The organism is Caballeronia sp. LZ034LL (assembly GCF_031451215.1).
Taxonomy (GTDB): Bacteria; Pseudomonadota; Gammaproteobacteria; order Burkholderiales; family Burkholderiaceae; genus Caballeronia.
The window spans coordinates 1,067,286-1,093,094 of sequence record NZ_JARUXR010000004.1 but is presented as its reverse complement, the minus strand read 5'-3'; the positions used below and the strand labels follow the sequence as shown (position 1 = coordinate 1,093,094).

Annotated in this window: 20 protein-coding genes; 7 read left to right on the top strand and 13 right to left on the bottom strand. The window is 65.6% G+C overall.

Annotated features, from left to right (window positions below; all coding sequences use genetic code 11):
* Positions 1-9: 9 nt before the first annotated feature.
* Positions 10-198, bottom strand: coding sequence for a hypothetical protein (locus tag QCE83_RS32440; RefSeq protein ID WP_309820646.1), 189 nt, complete (start codon positions 196-198; stop codon positions 10-12).
* A gap of 56 nt (positions 199-254) precedes the next feature.
* Positions 255-2,576, bottom strand: a complete 2,322-nt coding sequence (locus tag QCE83_RS32435; protein ID WP_309820644.1) for an FdhF/YdeP family oxidoreductase — start codon at positions 2,574-2,576, stop codon at positions 255-257.
* Between the two features lie 159 nt (positions 2,577-2,735).
* Between QCE83_RS32435 and QCE83_RS32430 the strand changes: the two genes are divergently transcribed.
* From QCE83_RS32430 to QCE83_RS32420, 3 genes are read left to right on the top strand one after another with little or no spacing between them, the layout of a single operon-like run.
* Entirely contained in the window at positions 2,736-4,175 is a 1,440-nt protein-coding gene (locus QCE83_RS32430) for a PLP-dependent aminotransferase family protein (RefSeq protein WP_309820642.1), read from the top strand.
* Positions 4,172-4,435 (top strand): helix-turn-helix domain-containing protein, encoded by a 264-nt coding sequence (locus tag QCE83_RS32425; RefSeq protein WP_309820640.1) that lies wholly within the window; start codon positions 4,172-4,174, stop codon positions 4,433-4,435. Before QCE83_RS32430 ends, QCE83_RS32425 begins: the two co-directional genes overlap by 4 nt.
* Positions 4,436-4,490: 55 nt before the next feature.
* Entirely contained in the window at positions 4,491-5,933 is a 1,443-nt protein-coding gene (locus QCE83_RS32420; protein WP_309820638.1) for a PLP-dependent aminotransferase family protein, read from the top strand.
* A 4-nt stretch (positions 5,934-5,937) separates the two neighbouring features.
* Here QCE83_RS32420 and QCE83_RS32415 read toward each other — a convergent pair whose 3' ends face one another.
* The 4 genes from QCE83_RS32415 to QCE83_RS32400 all read right to left on the bottom strand — a co-directional run bounded on the left by QCE83_RS32415 (position 5,938) and on the right by QCE83_RS32400 (position 12,912).
* Positions 5,938-6,816, bottom strand: a complete 879-nt coding sequence (locus tag QCE83_RS32415) for a hypothetical protein (RefSeq protein ID WP_309820636.1) — start codon at positions 6,814-6,816, stop codon at positions 5,938-5,940.
* A 195-nt stretch (positions 6,817-7,011) separates the two neighbouring features.
* Positions 7,012-8,160, bottom strand: a complete 1,149-nt coding sequence (locus QCE83_RS32410; RefSeq protein WP_309820634.1) for a TAXI family TRAP transporter solute-binding subunit — start codon at positions 8,158-8,160, stop codon at positions 7,012-7,014.
* Positions 8,161-8,518: 358 nt separating this feature from the next.
* A complete protein-coding gene (locus QCE83_RS32405) occupies positions 8,519-10,609 on the bottom strand; it encodes a zinc ribbon domain-containing protein (RefSeq protein ID WP_309820632.1) in 2,091 nt (696 codons plus the stop codon).
* A gap of 719 nt (positions 10,610-11,328) precedes the next feature.
* Positions 11,329-12,912 (bottom strand): aldehyde dehydrogenase (NADP(+)), encoded by a 1,584-nt coding sequence (locus QCE83_RS32400; RefSeq protein ID WP_309820630.1) that lies wholly within the window; start codon positions 12,910-12,912, stop codon positions 11,329-11,331.
* A 212-nt stretch (positions 12,913-13,124) separates the two neighbouring features.
* On the opposite strand from QCE83_RS32400, the gene QCE83_RS32395 reads away from it, so the two are divergent.
* The gene (locus tag QCE83_RS32395) at positions 13,125-14,060 is read left to right on the top strand and encodes a LysR family transcriptional regulator (protein ID WP_309820628.1); all 936 of its coding nucleotides are present in this window, start codon (positions 13,125-13,127) and stop codon (positions 14,058-14,060) included.
* Positions 14,061-14,072: 12 nt separating this feature from the next.
* Here QCE83_RS32395 and tam read toward each other — a convergent pair whose 3' ends face one another.
* On the bottom strand, positions 14,073-14,852 hold the full coding sequence (gene tam, locus QCE83_RS32390; protein ID WP_309820626.1) for a trans-aconitate 2-methyltransferase: 780 nt from the start codon (positions 14,850-14,852) through the stop codon (positions 14,073-14,075).
* 319 nt (positions 14,853-15,171) lie between these two features.
* Here tam and QCE83_RS32385 point away from each other — a divergent pair, with 319 nt between their 5' ends.
* Positions 15,172-16,407, top strand: a complete 1,236-nt coding sequence (locus QCE83_RS32385; RefSeq protein WP_309820623.1) for a HAMP domain-containing sensor histidine kinase — start codon at positions 15,172-15,174, stop codon at positions 16,405-16,407.
* 92 nt (positions 16,408-16,499) lie between these two features.
* Here QCE83_RS32385 and ahpF read toward each other — a convergent pair whose 3' ends face one another.
* Positions 16,500-18,086: an alkyl hydroperoxide reductase subunit F gene (ahpF, locus tag QCE83_RS32380; RefSeq protein ID WP_309820621.1), complete on the bottom strand. Its 1,587-nt coding sequence runs from the start codon at positions 18,084-18,086 to the stop codon at positions 16,500-16,502.
* Positions 18,087-18,228: 142 nt separating this feature from the next.
* A complete protein-coding gene (gene ahpC, locus QCE83_RS32375) occupies positions 18,229-18,792 on the bottom strand; it encodes an alkyl hydroperoxide reductase subunit C (protein ID WP_309820620.1) in 564 nt (187 codons plus the stop codon).
* A gap of 56 nt (positions 18,793-18,848) precedes the next feature.
* Here ahpC and QCE83_RS32370 point away from each other — a divergent pair, with 56 nt between their 5' ends.
* Both QCE83_RS32370 and ribA read left to right on the top strand, forming a co-directional pair.
* On the top strand, positions 18,849-19,700 hold the full coding sequence (locus tag QCE83_RS32370; RefSeq protein WP_404986170.1) for an NADPH-dependent F420 reductase: 852 nt from the start codon (positions 18,849-18,851) through the stop codon (positions 19,698-19,700).
* Positions 19,701-19,875: 175 nt separating this feature from the next.
* Entirely contained in the window at positions 19,876-20,544 is a 669-nt protein-coding gene (gene ribA, locus QCE83_RS32365) for a GTP cyclohydrolase II (RefSeq protein ID WP_309820618.1), read from the top strand.
* Positions 20,545-20,586: 42 nt separating this feature from the next.
* Here the strand turns inward: ribA and QCE83_RS32360 are convergent, their stop codons facing one another.
* From QCE83_RS32360 to QCE83_RS32345, 4 genes are all read right to left on the bottom strand, one after another.
* Complete coding sequence (locus QCE83_RS32360) at positions 20,587-21,804, bottom strand: Fic family protein (protein ID WP_309820616.1); 1,218 nt, start codon at positions 21,802-21,804, stop codon at positions 20,587-20,589.
* Positions 21,805-21,994: 190 nt separating this feature from the next.
* The gene (locus QCE83_RS32355) at positions 21,995-22,726 is read right to left on the bottom strand and encodes a 2OG-Fe(II) oxygenase (protein ID WP_309820615.1); all 732 of its coding nucleotides are present in this window, start codon (positions 22,724-22,726) and stop codon (positions 21,995-21,997) included.
* 87 nt (positions 22,727-22,813) lie between these two features.
* Positions 22,814-23,317, bottom strand: coding sequence for a hemerythrin domain-containing protein (locus tag QCE83_RS32350; RefSeq protein WP_309820614.1), 504 nt, complete (start codon positions 23,315-23,317; stop codon positions 22,814-22,816).
* Between the two features lie 40 nt (positions 23,318-23,357).
* Positions 23,358-25,751: an ATP-dependent DNA helicase gene (locus tag QCE83_RS32345; protein WP_309820612.1), complete on the bottom strand. Its 2,394-nt coding sequence runs from the start codon at positions 25,749-25,751 to the stop codon at positions 23,358-23,360.
* Between the last annotated feature and the right edge of the window lie 58 nt (positions 25,752-25,809).

The window sequence follows — 25,809 nt, the reverse complement described above, 5'->3', positions numbered from 1 at the left end:
CGTGAGCGGCTACCGCCAGCGGCTGGGCGCCTGGAGTGAAGTCAGGGTCGAACATGAGCATTGCCCGCCGTTCGCCATCGTGATGACGGTATTCGGCGTGGCCATGACGGGCATCGTCTGGTTCAGCGGCAGGTTCCACAGCTTCGCCGGCGGCTGGATTGCCGGCCTGGCGATCTTCGCCGCGCTGGGCGTGTTCATCCACTGCCGTTTCAGCGGCGTGCGGGCGTTCGAGCGGCGCATCCGCCGCGTGGCGCTCAGGCAGCGACGGCAGCCATGGCGTCGACGGAGCGGGTCAGCAGCACCGGAATGGACTTCGAGGTCGGCGTACCCGCGCCATCCGCGATCGATGACAGTGGCACGAGCGGATTCGTTTCCGGGTAGTACGCGCCGAGACAGCCGCGCGGAATGTCGTATTCCACCAATGTGAAGCCGTTCACGCGGCGCTCCACGCCGTCGTCCCACACGCTCGTGATGTCCACGCGTTCGCCCGGTTCGAAGCCGAGCATGTCGATGTCATCGCGGTTCGCGAACAGCACATGACGCTGGCCGTACACGCCGCGGTAACGGTCGTCGAGACCGTAGATGGTCGTGTTGTACTGGTCGTGCGAACGGGTCGTCATCAGCGTCATCAGGCGCTCGCCGTGACGCGCGCGGGCGCGGTGGATCGGCGTGTCGTGCGCAATGGCATGCACGATGAACTGCGCCTTGCCGCTCGGCGTCTTCCACACCCGCTCGCGCGAGGCCACGCCCAGATGAAAGCCGCCAGGTTGCTTGAGACGCTCGTTGTAGCGCCCGAAGCCGTCGATCACTTTCTCGATGCCGTCGCGGATCAGCGCGTAGTTGCCCGCCTGCGCGAGCCATTCCACCTTGCTTGAACCCAGTGTCGCCTGCGCCATGCGCGCGACGATCGCCACCTCGGAAAGCAGGTTCGGCGAGGCCGGCTTGTTCATGCCGTACGAGATGTGCACCATGCTCATCGAGTCCTCCACGGACACGCCTTGCGGCACGCCGTTCTGCAGGTCGATTTCGGTGCGGCCGAGCGTCGGCAGGATCAGCGCGTCGCGGCCGTGCACCAGATGGCTGCGGTTGAGCTTGGTCGTGATGTGCACGGTGAGGTCGCATGCGCGCATCGCTTCCCAGGTGCGCGGCGTGTCGGGTGTCGCGATCGAGAAGTTGCCGCCCAGCCCGATGAACACCTTCACCTTGCCTTCGAGCATCGCGTGAATGGTTTCGACCACGTCGTAGCCATGCTCGCGCGGCGGCTCGAAGTCGTAGGCCGCGCCGAGCCGGTCGAGAAAGTCCTGGGTCGGCTTTTCTTCGATGCCCACCGTGCGGTCGCCCTGCACGTTCGAGTGGCCGCGCACCGGGCACAGCCCCGCGCCGCGCCGGCCGATATTGCCGCGCATCATCATCAGGTTCGACAGCAGCTGGATGGTCGGCACCGAGTTCTTGTGCTGCGTGAGGCCCATGCCCCACGTCGAGATGACGGCGCGGGCCTTCACGTAGATATCGGCGAGATTCAGCAGGTCGTCACGCTCCACGCCCGATTCCGCGAGGATCGCATCCCAGCTTTCGGCGCGCAGGTCGTCGGCGAAGGCGTCGAAATTCACCGTGTGCTCCGCGATGAACGCGACATCCAGCACGCGTTCACCGCCGTTCGCCACGGCCGCATCGTCCAGTTCGATCACGCGCTTGGCCACGCCCTTGATGAGCGCGAAGTCGCCGCCCACCTTCGGGCGGATGAACACCGAACTGATCTTCACGCCCTTCGGCGACAGCATGTCGAGCGTGTGCTGCGGGCTCGCGAAACGTTCGAGGCCGCGCTCCTTCAGCGGGTTGATCGACACGATGGTCGCGCCGCGCTTCGCACACTCGCGCAGTTCGCCGAGCATGCGCGGATGGTTCGTCGCGGGGTTCTGGCCGAACAGCAGCAGCGTGTCGGCGTGCTCGAAGTCGTCGAGCGTCACTGTGCCCTTGCCGACGCCCACGGTATGCGGCAGGCCGCGGCTCGTCGCCTCGTGGCACATGTTCGAGCAGTCGGGAAAGTTGTTGGTGCCGTACATGCGCACAAACAACTGGTACAGGAACGCGGCTTCGTTGCTGGCGCGGCCCGAGGTATAGAAGGCGGCGCGGTCGGGATCGTCGAGCTGCTTCAGGTGCGACGCAATCAGCTCGAATGCATCGTTCCATTCGATCGGCACGTAACGGTCGCGCTTCGCATCGTAGACGAGCGGGTCGGTCAGCCGGCCGTGCTGTTCCAGTTCATAGTCGGTCTGCGCCATCAGCGCGCTCACCGTGTGCTGCTCGAAGAACGCCGGCGTCACGCGCTTGCTGGTCGCCTCGGCGGCGACGGCCTTCACGCCGTTTTCGCAGAACTCGAAGGTCGAGCCGTGCTCGCGGTCGGGCCACGCGCAGCCGGGGCAATCGAAGCCGTCGGGCTGGTTCTGCTTGAAGAGCGTCCGGTAGTTCCCGCCCGCCACGCGCTCCTTGACGAGGTTGATGGCAACCTGCTTCAACGCGCCCCAGCCCGCGGCCGGGTGCGTATAAGGTTCGATGCGGGCTTCGGGCTTCTTCATGGCGTTCGGATCAGGCTGAGCATGCAATTAGAGAAGCCTACTGTGTCCCGAAACGAACGCGGCGCACAGAAAAAGCGAAATTCGAGGGATACAGTTGCGGCGTTTTGCCCTAGACTGCACAGTCAGGCCCGCCGCGACGTCTCCAAGGAACAGCGCCCATTGAAACTCTACGAAAAGCTCGCCGACGAAATCGAGGAAGCCGTGCGCCGTGGCGTGTTCGCGGCGGGGGAGAAGATCGCGTCGGTGCGGCAGGCGAGCCAGCAGCACGGCGTGAGCATCAAGACGGTGCTGCACGCCTACGCGATCCTGGAAAGCCGCGGCGTGCTGGAGACGCGGCCGCAATCCGGCTACTTCGTGCGCGCGAAACCGCCGGCGGGCGTGGCGCATGCCGCGCCGAAGCGGGTGAGCGCCACGGCGTCGGAAGTGGACGTGAGCCGGCTGGTGCTGTCGACGTTGCGCAGCATCCGCGCGCACGACGCCGTGCCGTTCGGCTCGCCGTATCCGGATCCCGAGCCGTTTCCCTGGCGCCGCATCAACCAGTATGCGAACGCCATCGCGCGGCGCCATTCGAGCTGGAATCTGATCGACGACCTGCCGCCCGGCAATCCCGAGCTGATCCGGCAGATTGCGCGGCGTTACGCGGAGAACGGCGTGCCGGTGAATCCCGAGGAGATCGTGATCACGGTCGGGGCGACCGAGGCGATCAACCTGAGCCTCCAGGCGGTCGCCAGGCCGGGCGATACGGTCGCGGTCGAGTCACCCACGTATTACGCGATGCTGCATGCGATCGAGCGGCTCGGCATGCGCGCGATCGAAGTGCCGACGCATCCCGTCGACGGCATCGATGTCGAGGCGCTCGCGCAGATCATCGCGAAGCGCAAGATTGCCGCGTGCATGGTGATGCCGAACTTCCAGAATCCGCTCGGCTTCCAGATGCCCGACGAACGCAAGCGCGCGCTCGTGGACCTGCTCACGGAGCACGACATTCCCGTCATCGAGAACGATGTCTATCACGAGCTCTACTACGGCGACACGCGCCCGACGACCCTCAAGAACTTCGACACCAAGGGCCTCGTGCTGCATTGCGCGTCGTTCTCGAAGAGCCTGACGGCGTCGTACCGGATCGGCTGGGCGATGCCGGGGCGCTACCGGGCGCAGGTCGAGAAGCTCAAGTTCCTCAACACGCTGACGACGCCCTCCGTGCCGCAGATCGCCATCGCCGATTATCTGCGCCAGGACGGCTACGACCGCCATCTGCGGCGCGTGCGGCGGCTCTACCGGCAGCAGGCGCGCATCATGACCGCGCTGGTCGAGCGCTTCTTTCCGGCGGGCACGCGCACCTCGGCGCCGCAGGGCGGCTATGTGCTGTGGGTGGAACTGCCGGAACACGTCGATTCGATGCGGCTCTATCGCGCGGCGCTCGATTGCGGCATCACGGTCGGGCCGGGTTACATGTTCTCGACACGCAATGCCTTCAGCCATTTCATCCGGCTCAACTACAGCTATCCGTGGACGGCGCAGAGCGAAGCCGCGTTGCGGCGGCTGGGCGCGCTGGCGGGCGAGATCGCCGCGCACAGGGAGAAGGGAGACAGAAGATGAGCGACGACATCGATCCGGCGCTGGTCGCCGTGCTGGAACAACTGTGGCGCGCGCGGGAAGGGTCGCCGCAGCGCGCCTGGTCGCTGGCGAAACTGGCGAAGCAGTCCGGGCTGCCGATGAGCACGCTCAGGCGTCAGCTGACCGGGCTCGAAGAGGCGGGGCTGGTGCAGGTGACGATCAACGAGGACGGCACCGGCAGCGCGTGGCTCAGCGAGCAGGGCGCGACCTTGTGCCAGGCGGTGTTCGGCGCGGCGGGATAAGCCGGTCAGCGCGTTCGTCGCAAGCCCATTCAACACCGCGCGCACTCTCGAAACCGTGGACATCCATATCACGCTGCACGGCCGTCGCGACCTCACCGGCCAGATCTATGCGCAACTGCGCGCGGGCATCGTCGAAGGGCGGCTCGCCGCGCATGCGCGCCTGCCTTCCACGCGCGATCTCGCCGCCCAGCTCGGCGTGTCGCGCAAGACCACGCTCGACGTGTTCGAGCGCCTGATCGCCGAGGGCTTCCTGCGCACCCGCGCGGGCGACGGCACCTTCGTCGCCGATGGCCTCGCGCGTTTGCCCGGCGCGCGCGCCGAACCGCAGTCGGCCCGCGCGCGTGCGGCCGGCATGTGGCGCCAGTTGCCCGAGCGCATGACCATGCCGATGCCGCCCGCCGGCGAACCGCTCGACTGTGACTTCAAGGGCGGCGTGACCGACCGGACGCTGTTTCCGCACGACGCGTGGCGCCGCTGCGTCAACCGCGCGCTGCGCACGCAGGCGCGCGCGGGCGGCGGCGTGGCGGGTTATCGCGATCCGGGCGGCGAACAGGAACTGCGGCTGGGCATAGCGCGCTATCTCGCGTTCAGCCGCGCGGTGACCTGCAACTGGCAGGACGTGCTGGTCACGCAGGGCGCGCAACAGGCGCTCGATCTGCTGGCGCGCGTGGTGATCCGTCCCGGCGATGTCGTCGCCGTCGAGGAGCCGGGTTATCCGCCGGCGCGCGCCTTGTTTGCGTCGATGGGCGCGCGGCTCGCGCACGTGCCGGTGGACGGCGAGGGCATCGTCGTCAGCAGGCTGCTGCGCAACACGCGGCTCGTCTACGTGACGCCGTCGCACCAGTTCCCCCTGGGCATGCCGATGAGTCTCGAACGGCGCGTCGCGTTGCTCGAATGGGCGGCGCGGCGCGGGGCGGTGATCGTCGAGGATGACTACGACGGCGAATTCCGCTTCGAGGGACGGCCGATGGAGTCGCTGAAGAGTCTGGATCATGCAGGCGTCGTGGCGTATGTCGGCACGTTTTCGAAGACGCTCTTTCCCGATCTCAGGCTGGGCTATGTGGTGCCGCCGCCGAGCCTGTCCGTGCCGCTGTGGCAGGCCCGGCAAATCTGCGACTGGCACGGCTGCATGCTCACGCAGACGGCGCTCGGCGCATTCATGCTCGACGGCGAATTCGCGCGGCATCTGCGGCGCATGCACAAGGCCTATGCGGGGCGGCGCGCGCGGTTGCTCGCGCATCTGAACGGTGCGCTCGCGCCGTGGTTCGAGCCGCTGCCGGCGTCGGCGGGCATTCATCTGGTCGCGCGGCTCAAGGCGCCGTGGCGCGAGGACGAGATCGTCGCGGCGGCGCGGGGCGTGTCGGTGGGGATCGCCGGGATACGCGGGTTTTATGCAGGACAGCCGATGCAGCAAGGCGTGCTGCTCGGCTATGGCGGAACGGCGGAAGCGGTCATCGAAGAAGGCATGACGCGGCTCGCGGCGTTGCTGGGCGCCTGAAGCGTCAATCGATGTTCGTGACCATGCCGGGGATTTCGAGCAATGGAAGGTCGCCCAGGTTTTCCTGTGCCAGCCGTATGGCTTCGGCGATGAGCGCTTCCTTGTTGGCGTTCGGAAAGACGGCTTTGCTCTCGCCCCGGGCGCGAAAGATCGCCGCGATTTCGACCGGCCCGGTCTTGAGCGGCCGCTCACTGTCGAATGCGCCGCGCTGGATGAAGACGTCGGGACGCGTCATCACGATGACTTCGTTGTATTCCCGATGATATCTATTGGTGCCTTCGAGCACTTTCTCGGGCGAAACGAATGGATGTCGGCCCGCCTGATCGAGGATGTGCCGCACCAGTAGCCCATTGCGTCCATGAGCGGGCATCGCCTGGATTCGGGCAGCGTGACCGGGGATCAGCCAGCTTCGCAGACGATCGAAATTGCCTTCGTTGCCATCGAAATCCATGTCGCTGGACGAGGTCAGCACAACGTTCTGCTTGGGAGCACGCAGCACGACACCCACCGTTGCGTAGGTGAAGCGGTGGTTCTCATCGATCACGCTGGCGCTGATCGTGTCCCACTGACTCAGCGCCTTCGTACCCTCGCGGAACAGCTGCATGCCGTTTTCGCGTTCGAGTTCGCCGCAGTGGACGGTGTGCACGAGCAGGCGGAACGCAGCGTAATCGCTGTCTTTGAGGGTTGCGGGATCTGAAAATGCCGATGCGTCCCACGCGTCCAGACTCGCCGATGAAACGCCCGGCAAAGGCTGTGTATGGGTGTGCTGGACCTCCGGCTCGAGCTGGCTTCGGCGCGTGCGCTCTCCGGGCACGACAGCCTTCTTCTTGCGAAACGAGGCGCGGCACAGCGGCGCGCAATACTGGGATCTGGGCACGGTCACGGCTCCTTCGGGTCATCGCCGACCCGTAGGCAGGTTTTAACCCGAAACCGTGTCTCAAAAAACGCTTTTCTTGTCGATGCGGACGCACGGCCGTGATTGGTTTCGTCACGCGCCATGCGTCCGCGGATTATTCCGCTCGCTCTGCCGGCCACGCGCGTCAATCACGGTGGCCGGTCCGGTCCGCGTCACGGCGAATCACTGATCGCACAACAACAGCAGCTTCTCCTGCGCCGAACACGTCGCCTTCTTAACACGCTGCATCGCGCCATCCTGCTGACGCGCCGACACCTGCCGCGTCGGGTTCTGCGACTGCTCCGCCGCCGCCGTGCGTTGCGCGATGCAGGCGCGCAGGTGTTTCTCCATCGGCGGATAGTATTTCCAGCCGCGGGTGAGCGGCGGCAGTTCGAGATGCACCTGCTTCCACTTCGGATGCCCTTGCGCCTGCAGCGTGTCGAAGTTGGTGCACAGCGAATCCGCGAACTTCGACAGCGCGCCGACCGTGCCCTTCAGCCCGTAGTCGTAGGTCACGAGGAAGGCCTTGACGGTGAGCGTCGGCGTGTCTTCCTGAATCCAGTTCGGATAACTGGACGTGCGGATCGTGGCCGGGAAGTAGGTCTGTTTCGCGCGCGCGGTTTCGGGTGCGCTGGCATCGAGACGCAGCAGCTTGATCTGCTTCAGCAGTTCCGGATTCATGTCCTGGAACAGCTTGGCCGGCTGGCCCGCGACGATCACCGCCACGTCGATCTTGCCGACGATCAGCTTCGCGAGCGAATCCTCGTTGTTGAGATGCTGCTCGTTGGCGTCGGCGATCGGTTCGCCGAACATCAGCCGGTACAGCGTTTCGGCCGACTGCGCCGTGCCGCTGCCGATCGGCCCCACGCTGATGTTCTTGCCCTTGATCTCCTGGATGTTCTTCATCGGCGAATCGGCGCGCGCGACGAAATAGATCTCCTCGTCGTAGAGCGGCATGATGAGCCGCAGCGGCTTGATGATCTTGCCGGCTTCCGCGTTGCCGGAAGTCGCCATGTCCATGTACGCCTGGTACACGTCCGACTGCACTAGCGCGAACTTCACGCCCGGCTCGTAGCGCATGCGCTGGACGTTTTCGGCGGAGCCCTTCGACGGCAGCACGTCGAGCTCGATGCCCGCCGGTTCGGCCACGAATTTCGACAGATCCTGTCCGATCTGGATATAGGTGCCGCGCTCCTGACCTGTGGTGATCTTGTAGGGAATCGGATCGGCCGCGAAGCTGAGCGGTGCGCCGGCGAACCCGGTGATCCCCGTGACGGCGACGAGCGCAAGCAGGCCCCGTGCGGCATTGCTCATGCGTTGTTTGATGAACATGATTGTCCCTTGGTCGGAGTTGGACGTCTGCTCTGAAACTCGCGCGTTGTCGGTACGAAACATTTCTGCGTACGGTTGGCGCGCAATCCGGTCGTGCGTGGTCACTCACATGCGGCCCGAGGCGCGTTGCGCGAAAGGCGGTGTGTGCCGTGCGTCGTCGTTTTTGGTGCTTTCGGTGCTGTCTCTGCTGTTCTTTTGCTGCTTTTTTGCTGCTGCCGCTGTCTCTGCTCGTTCTTGTTCTGTTTGATCTGCGTGCTCTGCTTGTTTTCGTCTTGGCGCTCGTGATTGTTTTTCTTGTGCGCGGGTCAGGCTTGCTGCTGGCTGTCGTCTGTCGTGTCTGTTGTCGCTTGCTGATCGCTTATTGCAACGGCTTCTGGCTTCGGCTCGAGTCGCCGTTGCTGCTCCAGCCATACTGCTTGATGGCACGCTCGAGCTCCTCGGATTTGTCGGAGTCGAGATGCGCGCCCGCCGGCATCGGCGCGAATTGCGGCGAGGCCGCGGTCGCAGCGGACTGCGCACTGCGCGGCGCGACGGCCGGCGTCGTCGCGGGGCTTACGGTCGCGGCCGCTGGCGGCGCCGTCGCCGTCGCCGTTGCCGCGGCGGCCGCCGCGCGCGGCGCGACGACGTTCGGCATGGGCTGCGCGACCGCCGCCGGCGGCTTCGGCACGGCGGCCGTGGTGGCGGCCGAGGTCGTCGCGGCCGTCGTGGGGACGGTGAGGGCGGATGGCTCGATCGAACTGCTCTGTCCCGTCGATTGCGGCGGCCGCGGCACCGCCGATCGCACGGCGGGCGCTGCCTGCTGCGGCGGGTCTTCGCCGAGGTAGTAGGGCGTGCGCGGATTCGCGGCGCGCGCGGCGGGCTGGGCGGACGGCGCGGAGGACTTCGGCTCTTCTTCGCCGAGGTAATAGGGTGCGCGCGGCGCGGCAGCTTGTGCGGCCGGAGCCGGGGTTTTGACGGCCGGCTGTGCCTGCGTTGCTGCCTGGGTTGGCGCGGGCGCCGGCGCCTGCGTCGCTGCCTGTGCGGCCGGAGCCGGCGTGGTTCTGACAGCCGGCTGTGCGGGCTGCTGTGCAGCAGCCTGCATTTGCGTGGGCGCCTGCACCTGTGTCGGAGGCGTGACAACCGCAGGCGCGGGAACCTTCGCGACGACCGATGGCGACGGTGCGACCGTCGCCGCCGTGATCGCATTGGTCGCTACCTGGGCGCGCGCGATTTTTTCCGCACGCGAATCGTACGCGCTGTCGGCGCGCGCTTCTTCCGCCGCCGCGCGCGCTGCCGCGGTGCGTTGCGCCGCGCGCTGCCGCTCGGCCGCTTTCTGCGCGGCGCTGTTCGGCTTCGCCGCGGGCGCAGCGGCTGCAACGTTTGCCTGCGCAGGAGCGCCGACTACCGGCTTCGGCGTCGTGTTCGCGGCGTTCACCGAAGGTGCGGGGGCAGTTGCGTTGGCCGCAGGCGCGGACGGCGTCTTCTTCGCCAGCGCCGCCGATGCGCTCGGCGCCAGCCAGCCCGCATGCGAGATCACACGTTCCAGCATGGCCTGCGATTCGATGTTGCCGCCATCGAGCGCCAGCGCCTCGCCCGCGTTCTGCTGCACGCATGCCCATGCGGACGTGCGTTCGCAGGCGCGCGCGAGTTGCAGCGCGGCGTCGCGCTGCAACTCGCGTTTGATCATTTCGTCCTTGAGCGCTTCATATTCCTCGCGCGTCTGCTGCTGTGCCGGAAGCGCCTTGAGGCGCGCGCGGGCGGCGCCGAGATCGTGCTGGTCGAGCGCGGTGCGCACCCCGCTCAGCGGATCGCCGGGAGTCAGCGCGCGGGGTTCGGACGGCGTGCGCCTGGCAGGCGTGATCGCGGTGGTCGCCGTGTTGCCCGTGTCGATGGCGCCGCGCACCAGCGAACCCACCTTCGCATCGATCGCGCCGGAGACGCTGTGATCGGCGGAGTCGGTGTCGCCGCTATCAGAGGAACCGGACTGTTGGAGGTAGAACGCCGCGCCGGCCAGCAGCACGGCGCCGCATGCAGCCGCAATGAACGTTTTGTTGCGGCTCCAGCGGTCGGAGCCGGGCAGGGCGTCGGGGTCATTGCTGGAATCGGCGTAGGCGCTGCGGGCGTGCATTTCGGCGCGCCGCGCGCGGTATTCCGCCGCTTTCTGCGCGATGCGTTCGCTCGCGCGCTTGGCATCCCAGGCCGGCCAGCCGGGCCGCAGCGTGGGTTCGGCGCGGTCGGCGCCGTCGAGCGACGCGCCCGCCGAAGCGGAAGCTGCGGCAGAGGCCGAAGCCGTCTGCTCGAACATGCCGGAGTTGGCCGAGGCCGGGGCGGCGGCGCGCCTTGCGCCGAGCGCAGCGGTGCGGTCCGCGCCGCAATTGGGACAGCTGTCGGCGTTCTTGCGCATCGTGCTGCCGCACCGCTGGCAGACGACGGAGAACATCGATGCAGGAAACGTCAAACGCGTGGTCATGCTTGAAGCCCTCGAAGGACATGTGCGTGAGGTTGCCTGTTCGCGTGGCCGCCGGATGCGCGCTCAAGCGGCATCTCAACATCGGGACGGAGTCCCGCGGCAGCAATCCTTCGTACGGTTTCCTCGCGTGGCATACCGCGACCGGAAACGTCAGCCCGAATATGGTTCAACCGCTTTCGGACGTCAATTGCCTTTCGCACCTATCTCGGGCCGTCGAATCATGAATGACTCACGCGGCAGGACGGCCAATTGGCCATCGCGCCGCCTCGTATCGTGACCGGACACGTCACGCGGTGTCCGGCACATGGCCCGGATATGGATGTGAAAGCGTCGGATCGCTACGGATGGGCGGCGCCGGAGCAGGCATCGCGCGATACGTCTCGCTCTCTCGCTCACTATGTTTCTGACATTTTGGGATCGGCCCGGCGGTTTTGAGCCGCCATTCCTTAGCCGTTTGCCGACAAGGGGGCGTGACTGAAGGATAAACCACTGATGGCAAAGCAAATCGCGCGTGTCATGGCTGGCGACATCTGAAACGTCTTGTTGCATCTCGCCGACGCATCGTCCGAGACCCTTGCGATTCCGGCGATAAACCGCTTTCTCAGGGTTCCGAAGCATTGTCCGGAAGGCGATCGTTATTGCTGCATGCGCTGCCCAAAAGCAACACGGGCCGCTGCGCGCGTGCTGCGCAGCGGCCCGTGCCGCAGCTTTGAAAGTCTTTACTTCGCCAGTTGCAGCGTACCGTCGATACGGCGGTTCAGGCCGAGCGGGTTCTCCGTCTTGAGGGCGTCGGGCAGCAGCGCGTCAGGCAGGTCCTGATAGCTGACCGGACGCAGGAAGCGGTTGATCGCGAGGCTGCCGACCGAGGTCGAACGGCCATCCGCCGTCGACGGATACGGGCCGCCGTGCACCATCGCGTGACCGACTTCCACGCCCGTGCCGAAACCGTTCACCAGGATGCGGCCGGTGCGGCGTTCGAGCGCGGGCAGGAAAGTGCGTGCGTCGGCGTGATCGGCTTCATCGATATGCAGCGCCGCGGTCAGCTGGCCTTCCAGCGACTCGATCAGCTCGCGCATCGCGGCGAGATCCGGGCAGCGCACCACCAGCGACGACGCCCCGAAAATCTCTTCCTGCAGTTCATGGCTCTTGCGGAATTCATCGGCGGTAGTGACGAACAGCGCCGACTGGCCCTGGTTCTCGCCCTTCTGCTCGACGCCGCGCGCGGCGGTCGTCACGCCCGCGTGCTCGGCGGCGCGCGTCACGGCGCCCTGATAGGCCTTGCAGATGCCCGGCGTCAGCATGGTTTGCGCAGCCGTTTCCTTGAGCGCCGTAGCGGCGGCGGCGATGAACGCGTCGAGTTCCGGACCGTCGATGGCGAGCACCAGACCCGGATTCGTACAGAACTGGCCTGCGCCCATCACGAGCGAACCCACGAAGGCCTTGGCGATGCCTTCCGCGCGGTTCTTCAGCGCGCTCGGGAACAGCAGGACCGGGTTGATGCTGCTCATTTCGGCATAGACGGGAATCGGTTCGGTGCGGGCTGCGGCGAGCTTCATCAGCGCCGTGCCGCCGCCGCGCGAGCCCGTGAAGCCCGCCGCCTTGATGCGGTTGTCCTTGACGAGACCCTGGCCGATGTCGCGGCCGCTGTCGAACAGCAGCGAGAACGTGCCTTCGGGCATGCCGCAATCCTTCACGGCCTTTTGCAGCGCGCGGCCGACGAGTTCCGACGTGCCCGGATGCGCCGAGTGCGCCTTGACGATGACCGGGCAGCCGGCGGCCAGCGCGGATGCGGTGTCGCCGCCGGCGACCGAGAACGCGAGCGGGAAGTTGCTCGCGCCGAACACGGCGACCGGGCCCACGCCGATGTGACGCAGACGCAGGTCGACGCGCGGCAGCGGCTTGCGTTCCGGCTGGGCCGGGTCGATGCGCACGCCGAGGAAATCGCCGTTGCGTACTACGCCCGCGAACATGCGCAGCTGACCGACGGTGCGGCCGCGCTCGCCTTCGATACGCGCGCGCGGCAGGCCGCTTTCCATCATGCAGCGCTCGATCAGGTCGTCGCCGATGTCGAGGATGTTCTGCGCGATGGTTTCGAGGAAGGTGGCGCGGGCTTCGGGCGAAGTCTCGCGGTACTGGTCGAACGCGGTCCACGCGAGCGCGCATGCGCGTTCGAGGTCGTCGGCCGTGGCGCCGCCGAAAGCCGGTTCGATGGCCGCGCCGGTCGAGGCGTTGACGGCCTTGATGGAGCCGTTCGAGCCGAAGCGCGATTCCTGGCCGATGAGCAGGTTGCCTGTGAGTTGCATGATGTCTCGTCCTTGCTTGAATGGATTCATGGCGGTCCGCTGGTGCCTGTTGGCGCCTGTTGGTGCCGTTTGGCGCCAGTTGTACGATGACCGCTCCCTGCGCCGACTATACGGCGTCCGACGCCGGGCTGTATAGTGAAACCTTTCCATCGCATGATCGCTTTCAGGAATCACCCCGGGCGCGCCGGACGCGTCGCGCGGGGCGCCAGAGCATGAAGAACACACTGGACGTGCTGATGTCGCGGCTGCGGATGAAGCAGCTGCAATTGCTGATCGCGCTGGACGACCATAAATCGCTGCACAAGGCGTCGAGCGCGATGGCCATGACGCAGTCCGCCGCCAGCAAGGCGCTGGCCGAGCTCGAATCGATGCTGGAAGCGCCGCTGTTCGAGCGCGCCAAGACCGGGCTGATTCCGAATCCCTTTGGCCGCTGCGTGGTGCGCTACGCGCGCGTGCTGGCCGCCGACCTGAATTCGCTCTGTCATGAATTCGCGCAGATCCGCGCAGGGACGGGCGGACGGCTGACGGTCGGCACCATCATGGGCGCGGTGCCGGGCGTGGTCGCGCCGATCGTCAACGAAATGCATGCGAAACATCCGGATCTCGCCATCGAAGTGCTCGAGGACACTAGCGCCCGCATGCTGCCGATGCTCGACGACGGCCGTGTCGATCTCGTCATCGGCCGCTCCAGCGTGTCCGATCAGCCGTCGAAGTATCACTATCAGCCGCTGATGGACGAACCGTTGTGCATCGTCGTCGGACAGGGGCACGAGCGCACCGGCGCGCGCGAAGTGGGCTTCGCCGATCTCGCGCACTACCGCTGGGTGACCTATCCCACCTACATGCCGATGAGCGCGCTGCTCGAACGCGAACTGGACCTCGCCGGCCTGCCGATGCCGGTCAATCCCATCTCCACCGCCTCGCCGTTGCTGACCGTCAGCCTGCTCAAGCAGAGCGCCGAACTGGTGTCGATCCTGCCTGCGAGCGTGGCCCGCGAGTTCGAGCGCCACGGCATGCTGCGCATCCTGCCGGTGCGGATGAAGTCGAAGTCGCAGACGTTCGGCATCGTGACACGCAAGGGCGGGGCGCTGTCGCCGGCGGCGCGGCAGTTCGCGCAGATGCTGCGGGAACAGAGCCGCGTGCAGTGAAGTCCAGCGCTCTCAGCGCGTCGCGACGATGAACAGCCGCGGAAAGGGCAACAGCACCGTGCCGTCGTCCTGCACCGTGTAGGCGGCGCGCAGGCCTTTGCGATAACGGTCGAGGAAGGCTTCGCCTTCGTCTGCATCGAGCTTCGCGAGGAACGGCCGCAGCGCGCTGCCCTTGAACCATTCCACGATGCCTTCAATGCCGCCTTCGAGCGGATGGTGATACGTGGTGCGCCACACGTCGACCTGCGCGCACTGCGGCTTGAGCCGCGTGTAGTACCACTCGGCGCCGTGCCGCGCCGTGCGCTTGACGCCTTCGAGCTTGCCGCGCCAGGGGCCGTCGGCGGCGGCTGCGCGCATCGCCTGGTGCGCGGGTTCGTCGAGATTGTCGGGCATCTGCACCGCGAGCCGTCCGCCCGGCGCGAGCCTGGCCGCGAGCGACGGAAACAGCGTCGCGTGATCGGGCAGCCATTGCAGCGAGGCGTTCGCGAGAATCAGGTCATACAGGCTGTCGGTGCGCCATGCGCCGATGTCGGCAAGCTCGAACGCAATCTGCGGCAGGCGCTTGCGCGCGGCGGCGATCATGTCGGCGGAGTTGTCGATGGCGGTGATGTGCGCATCGGGCGCGAAGTCGAGCAGCGTCTGCGTCGAGTTGCCCGGGCCGCAGCCGAGGTCCACGGCCGTGCACGCCGTCGCGGCATGCGTGGCGCTGAGCAGGTCGCGCACGGGGCGCGTGCGCTGTTCCTCGAACACGGAGTATTGCGCGGCTTGCCAGTCCGCCGATGGCGTCGTCATGTCAGGCTCCCTTCATGTGGGTCGAAAGATGGCGATATCCGAAAGGATACATATCCGTACGCGTGCTTTGGTTCCCCGCCAGGCGGCGCTCTTGAAGAGCTTGCTGACGTGGCGCACGTACAGCTTACCGATACGTTCATCGTGAAGCCCATTTGTCGCTCGGAATTACCCCTTCGCGAACAGGCATCGTCCTATACTGGCGTGGCGTTCGCGGGCGGCGGGCGATGACAGGCAAGCCGCACCGGCGCAGTGCTTTCGACTGTAAATCAAGGCCACCTTGCGCGGCTTCATGCGGCGCCCTCAAAACGGAAATCGGCAGATGAGCGACACGTCAGTCGGCAGCTCGAACGGCCTCGTGGCCGCGCTGCGCGCACAGCAGCAGACGCTTACCGAGCAATGGATGAAGCTCGTGTTCGGCGATCAGGAAGTCGAACACTCCGACCAGCTCACGTACCGGCAACTCGCGGATCACCTGCCGGACATTTTCAACGAAATCTGCATCGTGCTGGAGTCGCGCAACATGCGCGACCAGGAAGGCGCCATCGAACGCAATGCGCGCCAGCATGGACAATGGCGCTGGCAGCAGGGCTATCGTGTCGATGAATTGGTGCGCGAGCTGGATCTGTTCAGGCAGGTGCTGCTGCTTGCGATCGGCGAGTATGCGAGCACCCACGACGATTTCTCCCGCGCCGACGAAGAGCATGCGCGCCTGATGACCGACGAAGTGGTGAGCTTCGTCACGCTGGCATCGATCCGCGAGGCGGTGGGCGAACGCGACCGCAAGCTCGACGAATACACCGGCATGCTCGAACGCGCCAACTACGAGCTGACGCTCCGGCAGAAGCTCATCAGCGAACTGTATGAAACGCGCATGCAGGTGACGCGCCGCGTTGCCCACGACCTGCGCAATTTTCTGAATGTGTTCTCCACCGCGCTGCAGCTGGCCTCGCGTTCGCCGGCCAAGCGCGATACGGCGCTCGGGCTCGCGAACCGCCAGGTCGCCGACATGGCGACGCTCGTCGACGAAATGGTCGAATACTCGAAGGTTCTCGGCGACGATTCGCTGCTGACCGTGGAGTCGTTCGATCCCGTCGGCCTGTTCGACGAACTCATGCAGTCCTGCCGCGTGTCCACCGAGGCGAAGGGGCTCAAGCTCATCGGCCAGCTCGATGCCGAACTCGGCGCGGTGACGTCGAACCGACTGAAGGTGAAGCAGGTGGCGCTGAATCTGCTGTCGAACGCGATCAAATACACGTCGGCGGGGGAGATCGTGTTTTCCATGTCCGCCGTGCCGGGCGAGCGCTGGAAACTGCTGGTCGCGGACACGGGCGTCGGCATTGGCCCGGACGATCAGGAGCGCGTGTTCGAGGAGTTCGAGCGCGCCGCCGATGACGACATCCCCGGCGCGGGACTCGGCCTGGCGATCGTCAAGGAACTGTCGCGGGCGCTCGATGGCGAGTTGCGTTTCGACTCGGCGAAGGGTCGCGGCAGCGTGTTCGAGGTGACGTTTCCGCTGGTGCTGGAACCGAAGCCTGCCAACGGCGCTGCCTCATGAACAAAAAAAGCGAACGGGTTGCCCCGTTCGCTTCCGGTCTTCGTGACAATTCGTGACACCAGCCCGCATGCGAGGCACGCGGGCTGCGAGCATCAAGCCGTCACGGCTTCTTCGACCACGGCTTCATCGTCCACCGACGAGCGGATCAGATGGTCGAACGCGGAGAGCGATGCCTTCGCGCCTTCCCCGACCGCGATCACGATCTGCTTGTACGGCACCGTGGTGACGTCGCCGGCGGCGAACACGCCCGGCAGCGAGGTCGCGCCCTTCGCATCGACGACGATCTCGCCGTGCTTCGACAGCTCCACCGTGCCCTTCAGCCACTCGGTGTTCGGCACCAGGCCGATCTGCACGAACACGCCTTCCAGTTCCACGCGATGGCTGTCGCCCGACGCGCGGTCTGTGTAGGCCAGCGCGTTGACCTTCTTGCCGTCGCCGAAAATCTCCGTGGTCTGCGCGTTCGTCACGATGGTCACGTTCGACAGGCTGCGCAGCTTCTTCTGCAACACGGCGTCGGCGCGCAGCTCGGTGCCGAACTCGATCAGCGTCACCGCCGCGACCAGACCCGCGAGGTCGATGGCCGCTTCCACGCCCGAGTTGCCGCCGCCGATCACCGCCACGCGCTTGCCCTTGAAGAGCGGGCCGTCGCAGTGCGGGCAGTAGGCCACGCCGCGGCCGCGATACTCGCGCTCGCCCGGCACGTTGATTTCGCGCCAGCGCGCGCCGGTCGAGAGAATCACGGTCTTCGCCTTCAGCACCGCGCCGCTCGCGAGATGAATCTCGTTGATGCGGCCCGGCACGAGCTTGTCGGCGCGCTGCACGTCCATCACGTCGACTTCATGGCTCTTGACGTGCTGTTCGAGCGCGGTCGCGAACTTCGGTCCTTCCGTTTCCTGCACCGAGATGAAGTTCTCGATGGCCATCGTGTCCAGTGTCTGGCCGCCGAAGCGTTCCGCGACGACGCCCGTCGCAATGCCCTTGCGCGCCGCGTAGATCGCGGCTGCCGCGCCGGCCGGGCCGCCGCCGACGATCAGCACGTCGAACACCGGCTTGTTTTCCATTTCCTTCGCGGCGCGAGCGGGCGCTTCCGTGTCGAGCTTCGCGAGGATTTCCTTCACGCCGCTGCGGCCTGATCCGAAGCTGGTGCCGTTGAGGAACATCGTCGGCACGGCCATGACCTGGCGGTCTTCCACTTCCTTCTGGAACAGCGCGCCGTCGATGGCCACGTGCTTGATGCGCGGATTGATGAGCGCCATCATGTTCAGCGCCTGCACGACTTCCGGGCAGTTCTGGCACGTCAGCGAGAAATACGTTTCGAAGGCGAAGTCGCCGTCGAGATTGCGGATCTGTTCGACGGTCGAGTCGTCGAGCTTCATCGGGTGGCCGCCGGTCTGCAGCAGCGCCAGCACGAGCGACGTGAATTCGTGGCCCATCGGGATGCCGGCGAACTGGATGCCCGCGGGCTTGCCCGGCTCGCCGATCGTGAACGACGGCCGGCGTGCGCCCGCATCATCTTTCTGGACGACGCTGATCCGCGAGGACAGCGAGGCGATGTCGTCGAGCAGGCCTTTCAGCTCGCGCGACTTGTCGCCGTCGTCGAGGAAGGCGACGAGTTCGATCGGCCGGGTGACCTTTTCCAAATAGGCTTTCAACTGATTCTTGAGATTGGCGTCGAGCATGGCGAGGTCCGTTCCGTGACTGGTACAGGCGTGCTTCGATACGGCGCTGAAGTTCTCAGCGCCGCAGCGTAAGCGTTGGGGTGTTGCTGGACGCGCCGCTTGCGCGCGGTGCGTCCCATTCGACTCGCTGGAGGCGCGGGTCTTAGATCTTGCCGATCAGGTCGAGCGACGGGGTCAGCGTTTCAGCGCCCGGCGTCCACTTGGCGGGGCACACTTGACCCGGGTTCTTGGCGATGTACTGGGCAGCCTGAACCTTGCGGAGCAGTTCGCCAGCGTCGCGGCCGATACCGTTGTCGTGCACTTCGCACAGCTTGATCTCGCCTTCCGGGTTGATCACGAACGTGCCGCGCAGCGCCAGGCCTTCTTCCTCGATCAGCACGTCGAACGCGCGCGAGATGGCCAGCGTCGGATCGGCGATCATCGGGTACTCGATCTTCTTGATCGTGTCCGACGTGTCGTGCCATGCCTTGTGGGTGAAATGCGTGTCGGTCGACACCGAGTAGATTTCCACGCCGAGCTTCTTGAACTCTTCGTAGCGGTCTGCCAGGTCGCCCAGTTCGGTCGGGCACACGAACGTGAAGTCCGCCGGATAGAAGACGAACACCGACCACTTGCCCTTCAGGTCTTCATCGGTGACGGTCACGAAATCGCCGTTGTGGTAGGCGGTTGCTTTGAACGGCTTGACTTGGCTGTTGATGATGGGCATTACCAGTTTCCTTTTGGAGTGGTGTTGAAGAAGTAAGTGAACTATACAGTAAAGCTATCGTTGCTGCGAAGTGGATTGATTTTATTGTCGGGATAGGGCGAGCCTATCGGGTCGATATTGGATGTTTTCCCGCACACGGCATTCTGATTGCGCGCATCGTTCGCGGTTCCTTTTTAGCAGCTTTTTACATTGTCAATATTCAAGGAGGCGTCATGAAAATCGGCATCATCGGAGCGGGGAATATCGGGGCGGTGCTGGCGTTGCGCTGGAGCGAGAAGGGGCACGACGTGCGCATCGCGAACTCGCGCGGACCGGCATCGCTTGCCGACGTGGCGCGCGAGACCGGCGCGACGGCGGCCGAGGCGCGTGACACGGTAGCGGGTGCGGAAGTCATCGTGGTGACGATTCCCGAGGCCAAGGTGCCGAATCTGCCGAAGGACCTGTTCGCGGGCGTGCCGGCGGGTGTCGTGGTCATCGATACCGGCAATTACTATCCGCGCCAGCGTGACGGGCGTATCGACGGAATCGAACAAGGGCTGCCGGAGAGCCGCTGGGTCGAGCAGCAGATCGGCCGGCCGGTGGTAAAGGCGTTCAACAACATCTACGCGGAGCATCTGCGCAATCGCGGCAAGCCGGCGGGCGAAGCGGGGCGCATCGCGCTGCCGGTCGCGGGCGACGACCCTCAGGCGAAGACGCTCGTCATGCAATTGGTGGAGGAGATGGGTTTCGACGCGGTGGATGCCGGAACGATCGACGATTCCTGGCGCCAGCAGCCGGCCACGCCCGTCTATACGGCCGATCTCGACGCCGCCGGCGTGCGGGCCGGGCTCCAGCAGGCGGATCCGGTGCGCAAGCCCGAATGGCGCGCCACCGACGCGAGTCCCGGCACGTTCGACGCGCCCGCCTGAGGCCGCGTGGGCGTGAAGGGTGTTTCGTGCGTCGGAACGTTCGTACGCATTAGTGCGGGAGACGGTGCACCTCATGAGACAATCAGCAAACTTTCCTGATGGGCTTTACCATGGCAACCCTCGGTCGGCGCGTACTGTCTGGCCTGACCGGGCGCCGTGGACTTGCTGATTGACTATGAAAACCGCTTCTCCCTCGCAGGACGTGAAGGATCCCCAACCCCGTTTTGGCGAGTGCGACGCGTGCGCGGATGTCGAACTCGTCGCCACCGCCACCATTCCCACCCGCTACGGCACCTTCGGTTCGTATGTGTATCGCGTGAAACATACGAACGTGGAGCACATCGCCTTTGTCATGGGCGACGTGAGCAATGGCGATTCGGTGCTGACGCGTCTGCATTCCGAATGCGTGACCGGCGATGTGTTCGGCTCGTATCGGTGCGATTGCGGCGAGCAGCTGGATCTCGCGCTGCGCTACATCGCCGCCGAAAGCCGCGGCATCCTGTTGTATCTGCGTGGGCATGAGGGCCGTGGCATCGGACTGGCCAACAAGATTCGCGCGTATGCGCTGCAGGAACAGGGACTCGACACCGTCGATGCGAACCTGCACCTCGGTCTCCCGGACGACGCCCGCGAATACGACTCCGCCGCGGCCATCCTGCGGGCGATGAAAGTGAAGTCCGTGCGCCTGATGAGCAACAACCCGTCGAAGTTCGACACGCTGCTCAAGCATGACATTCCCGTGTGCGAACGCGTCGCGCTGGCAATTCCGATGCGTGAGGAAAACGAGCGCTATATCAAGACGAAGCAGGCGCGGTTCGGGCACTACTTCGAGGAGAATGAGTAGGACGGGCCTGGGTTCTGACTCAGCTTGATGTGACCGCAATGGTCAATCGGGCCTGCGTGCTTCGACCGTAGGAACACGCGGTAGAGGGACGCTCTCACTCTCCGGCCAAAGCCCTGGGAACAGGAAGCGCAGGCTGAAAAACGGCAGCGCGGGTTCGATGGAACCGACCCGGCTGGTGGTTTTCACCAGCCGCAGGGCGAGCAGTTGCGCAATCGCCCGCGATGCAGTGCGGTCCGCCGCGCCGAGCAGGGCCTTGAATTCCCCACGATCGAGCCTTCCAATCTGGAACAGACGGTAAAGCGCGCGCCCTAGTTGCTCGGGTTGAATGGCAGCGCGCGAGTGGGACATGTTGCGGCCGAAATCATGCGTGACCTGCAAGGCCAGACTGTTGAAGCGATGCTCCAGCGTCGCGAAATCGAGTTGGCTGGCCATGAACGTGACCTGATCGGTGCAGACATCGAGCCAGAAAGTCAAAAACTCCGTCAGGCCGCTGGAACTCAGGTTGCCTCGGCCATCGGTGTCGTTGCGACGCCGCTGATCGGCCGCGCCGAGCGCTGCGTAGTAGTCTTCCTGTCGCCGGGCCAGGCCTCGCATGGGCGACCATAGACCGTCAGTCAAGCCCAGATGCACGAGCAGCAAGTGGTTCTGCAATCGACTGACCCGTCCGTTGCCGTCAGCAAAAGGATAGATCCAGGACAGGCGATGCAGTGACGCGCCGGCAGCGACCAATTTCCTGCTGACGGAATACTGCTCGACGCCATAACGAAAAGCGAAGTGACGAAGCAGATCGGGCAGCAGGGCAACGGGAGGCGCGAGATGCCCGCCTACGATCACGTCGATATCGCGCAGCGCTCCGGGGACCAGCGCGCCGCGCGCTTGCCCTTTTGCGTCGAGAATGACACGCGACTCTTCCGGCAGTTGCTCGTAGAGCTTTTGATGGATACCGCCAATCCAGTCGCGGCCGAACTGCTCGGCCCATGACAACTGGCGCGCAAGCGGCTCCAGTTCGGTTTCGAGCCGCATGTGAGCGATGGCGAGCTGCTGCCGCCGGTGCGTCTCGTGCTCTTTTGAGAAATTCTGTTCGATTGCCGCTTCGAGATCGGCTGGGTAGGTTTGCTGTCCTTCGATCTTGTTCGTGTAGTACGAGTTCATCGCGCGGAGCAGCGGCGCCAGAACGGCGCGCGGTGCCGGCCCGGCACCGGCCGATAAATGCGCTGCCGCAGCCCGCAGATCCGCGACCTTGTCGAGAACTTCGACCATTTCTCCGTCGTTCGGGAAGGCGGGCGGGATCGTGTTTCTTGTGTGCATCCAGCGATTTTTACCTGAAATTGGTCCACGAATTTCAGGCTATTTTCGAGCAATGGCGAACGGTTGGCGGACTGACGGTTGCTTTTCAGACAATCGGCTTCGTTCGTGCCGAGCGGAACGCGAAAGGGCCGACGAAGCCCGCTCAACTCGCGTCGTGAAAAATCACCCCCAGCATATGCCGCCGTCCCGAACGCAGGCGGCTCACGCCATGCCGGAGGTTCACCCGATACGGCCCGCGCGTCCCCTGCACCGGCCGATGATGCACGGCGAACAGCACCGCATCGCCCTGACTGAGCGGCACCACTTCCGCGCGTGATTGCATGCGCGGCCGCTGTTCCGTCATCACGAACTCGCCGCCGGTGAAATCGCGTTGCGGCGCTGACAGCAAGATGGCCATCTGGATCGGAAAGACGTGCTCGCCGTACAGGTCCTGATGCAGGCAGTTGAAATCGCCCGGCACGTAGCGCAGCAGCAGCGGCGTGGGACGCGTCTGCCCTGCGCGATGGCAGCGGTCGATGAACGCATCGTGTTCGCGTGGATAGCGCGTGTCGATGCCCATGATTTCGTTCCACCCGTTCGCCACCGGCACGAGATGCGGATAGACGGCACGGCGCATCTCGCCGATCACATCAGGCAGCGGATACGCGAAGTACTTGTATTCGCCGCGCCCGAAACCATGCCGCTCCATCACGACGCGGCTCCGAAAGCCGCCTTCCCGATCGTAAAGCCCGGCCAGCGCCTCGCACTCTGCGGGCGAAAGCAGTCCTGGCGCGGTCGCAGAGCCGAAGGCATCGAGTTGTGCTTCAAGGCTGGCCCAGTCGAGCGCGTCGATGCGCTCGCTGACCGCCGGCGCCGTTGAAACAGACAAGTTCATGCTGGATCTCCGAAAAGCGTGATTCTGCTCGCCACGCGCGCGTCACGCACTCCGGGTCTTGCGCCGCAATTCGAGAACGTGAATGGTCTAGTGCGGCAGCGCCGTCATGGCCGTCTCGTCGATACGCCCCCGCAGCGCGTTCCGCCGCGCGTCCATCCGGGCGCCGAGCGTGACGAGATCGAGTTGCGCGCGACGAAGTTCGGGAAAGAGCATCGTTTCTTCTTCCGCGACGTGACGCCCCGCATGTTCCTTCAACATCCTGAAGGTGGCGTCGAAGCCGTCTTCGCCGGCCGTGAGCGACGCCAGACGATCGATCAGCGAAGTCATCAGAAAATGTTCGACATACGCTTCGTCGACGTCGATGTTCCCTTGTGCGGCGAGCGCATCCTGAGCCATCGGATAGAGCAGTTCTTCTTCGACGATCGCATGGATCGTCAGCAGTTCGCACGTGCGCTGCACCAGCGATTGCTTGTGTTCCGGCGCGGCGGCGCCGGCGCGGTCGAAGGCGTCGAACAGCTGTTCGAGCGCGCGATGATCGGCTTCGAGCATGTCGAGCGCGTCCGGATGTCGCGGGGAGTGAACGGTGGACATGTGGGGTTCTCCAGATGAGGGCTCTACGGCCTGGCAGGGATCATGTGTGTCCCCGAGGCGCCGAAGAGAAGCAAAGCGAATGCCCGCGATTGCATCGGTTAACGGCGGCATCGCGCCGGTCTAAATGGTCGCTGTCGATCTGCGCCAGGTCACGATGTCGCAGCACCTTCACCTGCCACCACGCCGGCAGCAGACGCCGCACCTCGGCGCGCGCGAAGCGGTCGTCGATCAGATACAGCACGCCGCGATCGAGCGGCCCGCGTATCACGCGCCCGGCCGCCTGCACCACTTTCTGCAAGCCCGGAAACAGGTACGTATAGGCGTAGCCTTCGCCGAAAGCTTCGTGCATGCGCGCCCGCATCTGCTCGTTGACCGGATTCAGCTGCGGCAGGCCGAGCGTCGCGACGAACGCGCCGACCAGCCGCGTGCCCGGCAGATCCACGGCCTCGCCGAACGCCCCGCCCAGCACCGCGAAGCCGACGCCGCGTCCGTCCGGCACGAAGCGCTCGAGAAACGCGTGCTGCTCCGCCTCGCTCATCGCGCGGGATTGCTGCCAGCAGGGAATCGACGGATGGCGTTCGATCAGCGCGGCCGCCACCTGCGTCAGATACTCGAAGCTGCTGAAGAAGCTCAGGTAATTGCCCTCGGCCTGGAAGAACTGGGCGGCGATCAGATCGGCGATGCGCGCCACGGAATCCGCGCGGTCGCGATAACGCGTCGAGACATCGGCGATGGCGCGGACGTCGAGCTGCGTGGCGTCGAACGGCGACTCGACGTCCACGCGCACGCACGACTCGGGCAGGCCGAGCGTGTCGGCGTAGAAGTGCGCGGGCGTGAGCGTCGCGGAGAACAGCGCGACGCTGTGAGCGCGCGCGAACCGCGGCGCGAGATGCGGCCCGGGCACCACGTTGCGCAGGCACAGCACAGCCGGACGCTTGCCGCCGTGCGAGCGCTCCAGCGCGATGTCGAAGATTGAATGCGTACCGAAGCGTTCAGCGATGCGCGCGAAGTGAATGGCGTCGAAATAGAAGCGGAGGATCTCGGGCGTGAAGCTGTCGGGCTGATCGGCGAGTACCTCGGTCATGTGCGAGACCGCCTGAGTCAGCGCGCCGAGGAAAGCGGCGGGCGCTTGCGGGTAGGCAACGTAGTCGGTGTCGGCGGCGCGCTGCTCGCGCGTCGTCTCGTTCCAGCTGCGCGCGACGCGGCCGAGCGGCTTCTTCAGCCACGCAGGCGCGCCGCGGCGCATGGCCTCGAAGGCGCGCTGGTCGAGTGTCGCCGAATACATGCCGCGCGCGCGTTCGACGAGGTTATGCGCCTCGTCGACGAGCACCGCGACGCGCCAGCGGTTCGCCTCCGCGAGCGCGAACAGCATCGCGCTGGTGTCGAAGTAATAGTTGTAGTCGCCGACGATCACATCGGCCCAGCGCGCCAGTTCCTGACTCAGATAGTACGGACAGACTTCGTGCGCCCGCGCCACGTCGGCGATCGACGCGCGGTCGAGCAGCGCGCGCTCGAGCGCGGCGGCGCGCGCGCCGGGCAGGCGATCGTAGAAGCCGCGCGCGAGCGGACAGGCGTCGCCGTGACAGGCGCGGCCCGGATACTCGCAGGCCTTGTCGCGCGCGACGAGTTCGACGACGCGCAACGGGCGTGCGGCCAGCGTCGTCAGCGCGTCGAGCGCGAGTTGCCGGCCGGCGCTCTTGGCGGTGAGAAAGAAGATCTTGTCGAGTTGCTGCCCGTGCCAGGCCTTCAACAGCGGGAACAGCGTGCCGACCGTCTTGCCGATGCCCGTCGGCGCCTGCACGACGAGCCGCTTGCCCGACACGGCCGCGCGATACACCGCCTCCGCGAGCGTGCGCTGGCCGGGCCGAAAATCGGCATGGGGAAAGGTGAGCGAATCCAGCGCTTGATTGCGGGCCGCGCCGTGCGCCAGTTCCTGCCGCGCCCAAGCGATGAAACGTGCGCATTGCGTGTCGAAATGCTCGGCGAGCGCGTGCGCGGTCTGGGTTTCGACCAGCACGGTTTCGGTTTGATCGACGATGTCGAAGTACACAAGCGCGATGTCGATTTCGGCGAGCCCGAGCTTGCGGCACATCAGATGCCCGTAGACGCGCGCCTGCGCCCAGTGCAGGTGACGATGATTGGCCGGCATGGCGTCGAGCTTGCCGCGATGGGTCTTGATCTCTTCGAGTCGGTTCAGCGCGGGATCGTAGCCGTCGGCGCGGCCGCGCACGCTGAGCGGGCCGTGGGTTTCGGCGAGGGTGATTTCCTTCTGGTAACCGGCGGGCCGCCTTGCCGTCACGGTCAGATGACCGGCGATGCCTTCCTGAGCACTCGGTGCGGGGGTGAAGCGCAGGTCGAGATCGCCTTGCTTTGCCGTGAATTCGCACAGCGCGCGAACGGCAACGGTGTAGGCGGGCTCGGGTACTGTATGCATGTACAGCAGTCTAGCATGGGGATATGCATAACCAGCGCTTTCGCGCTTTCGCGGTTGC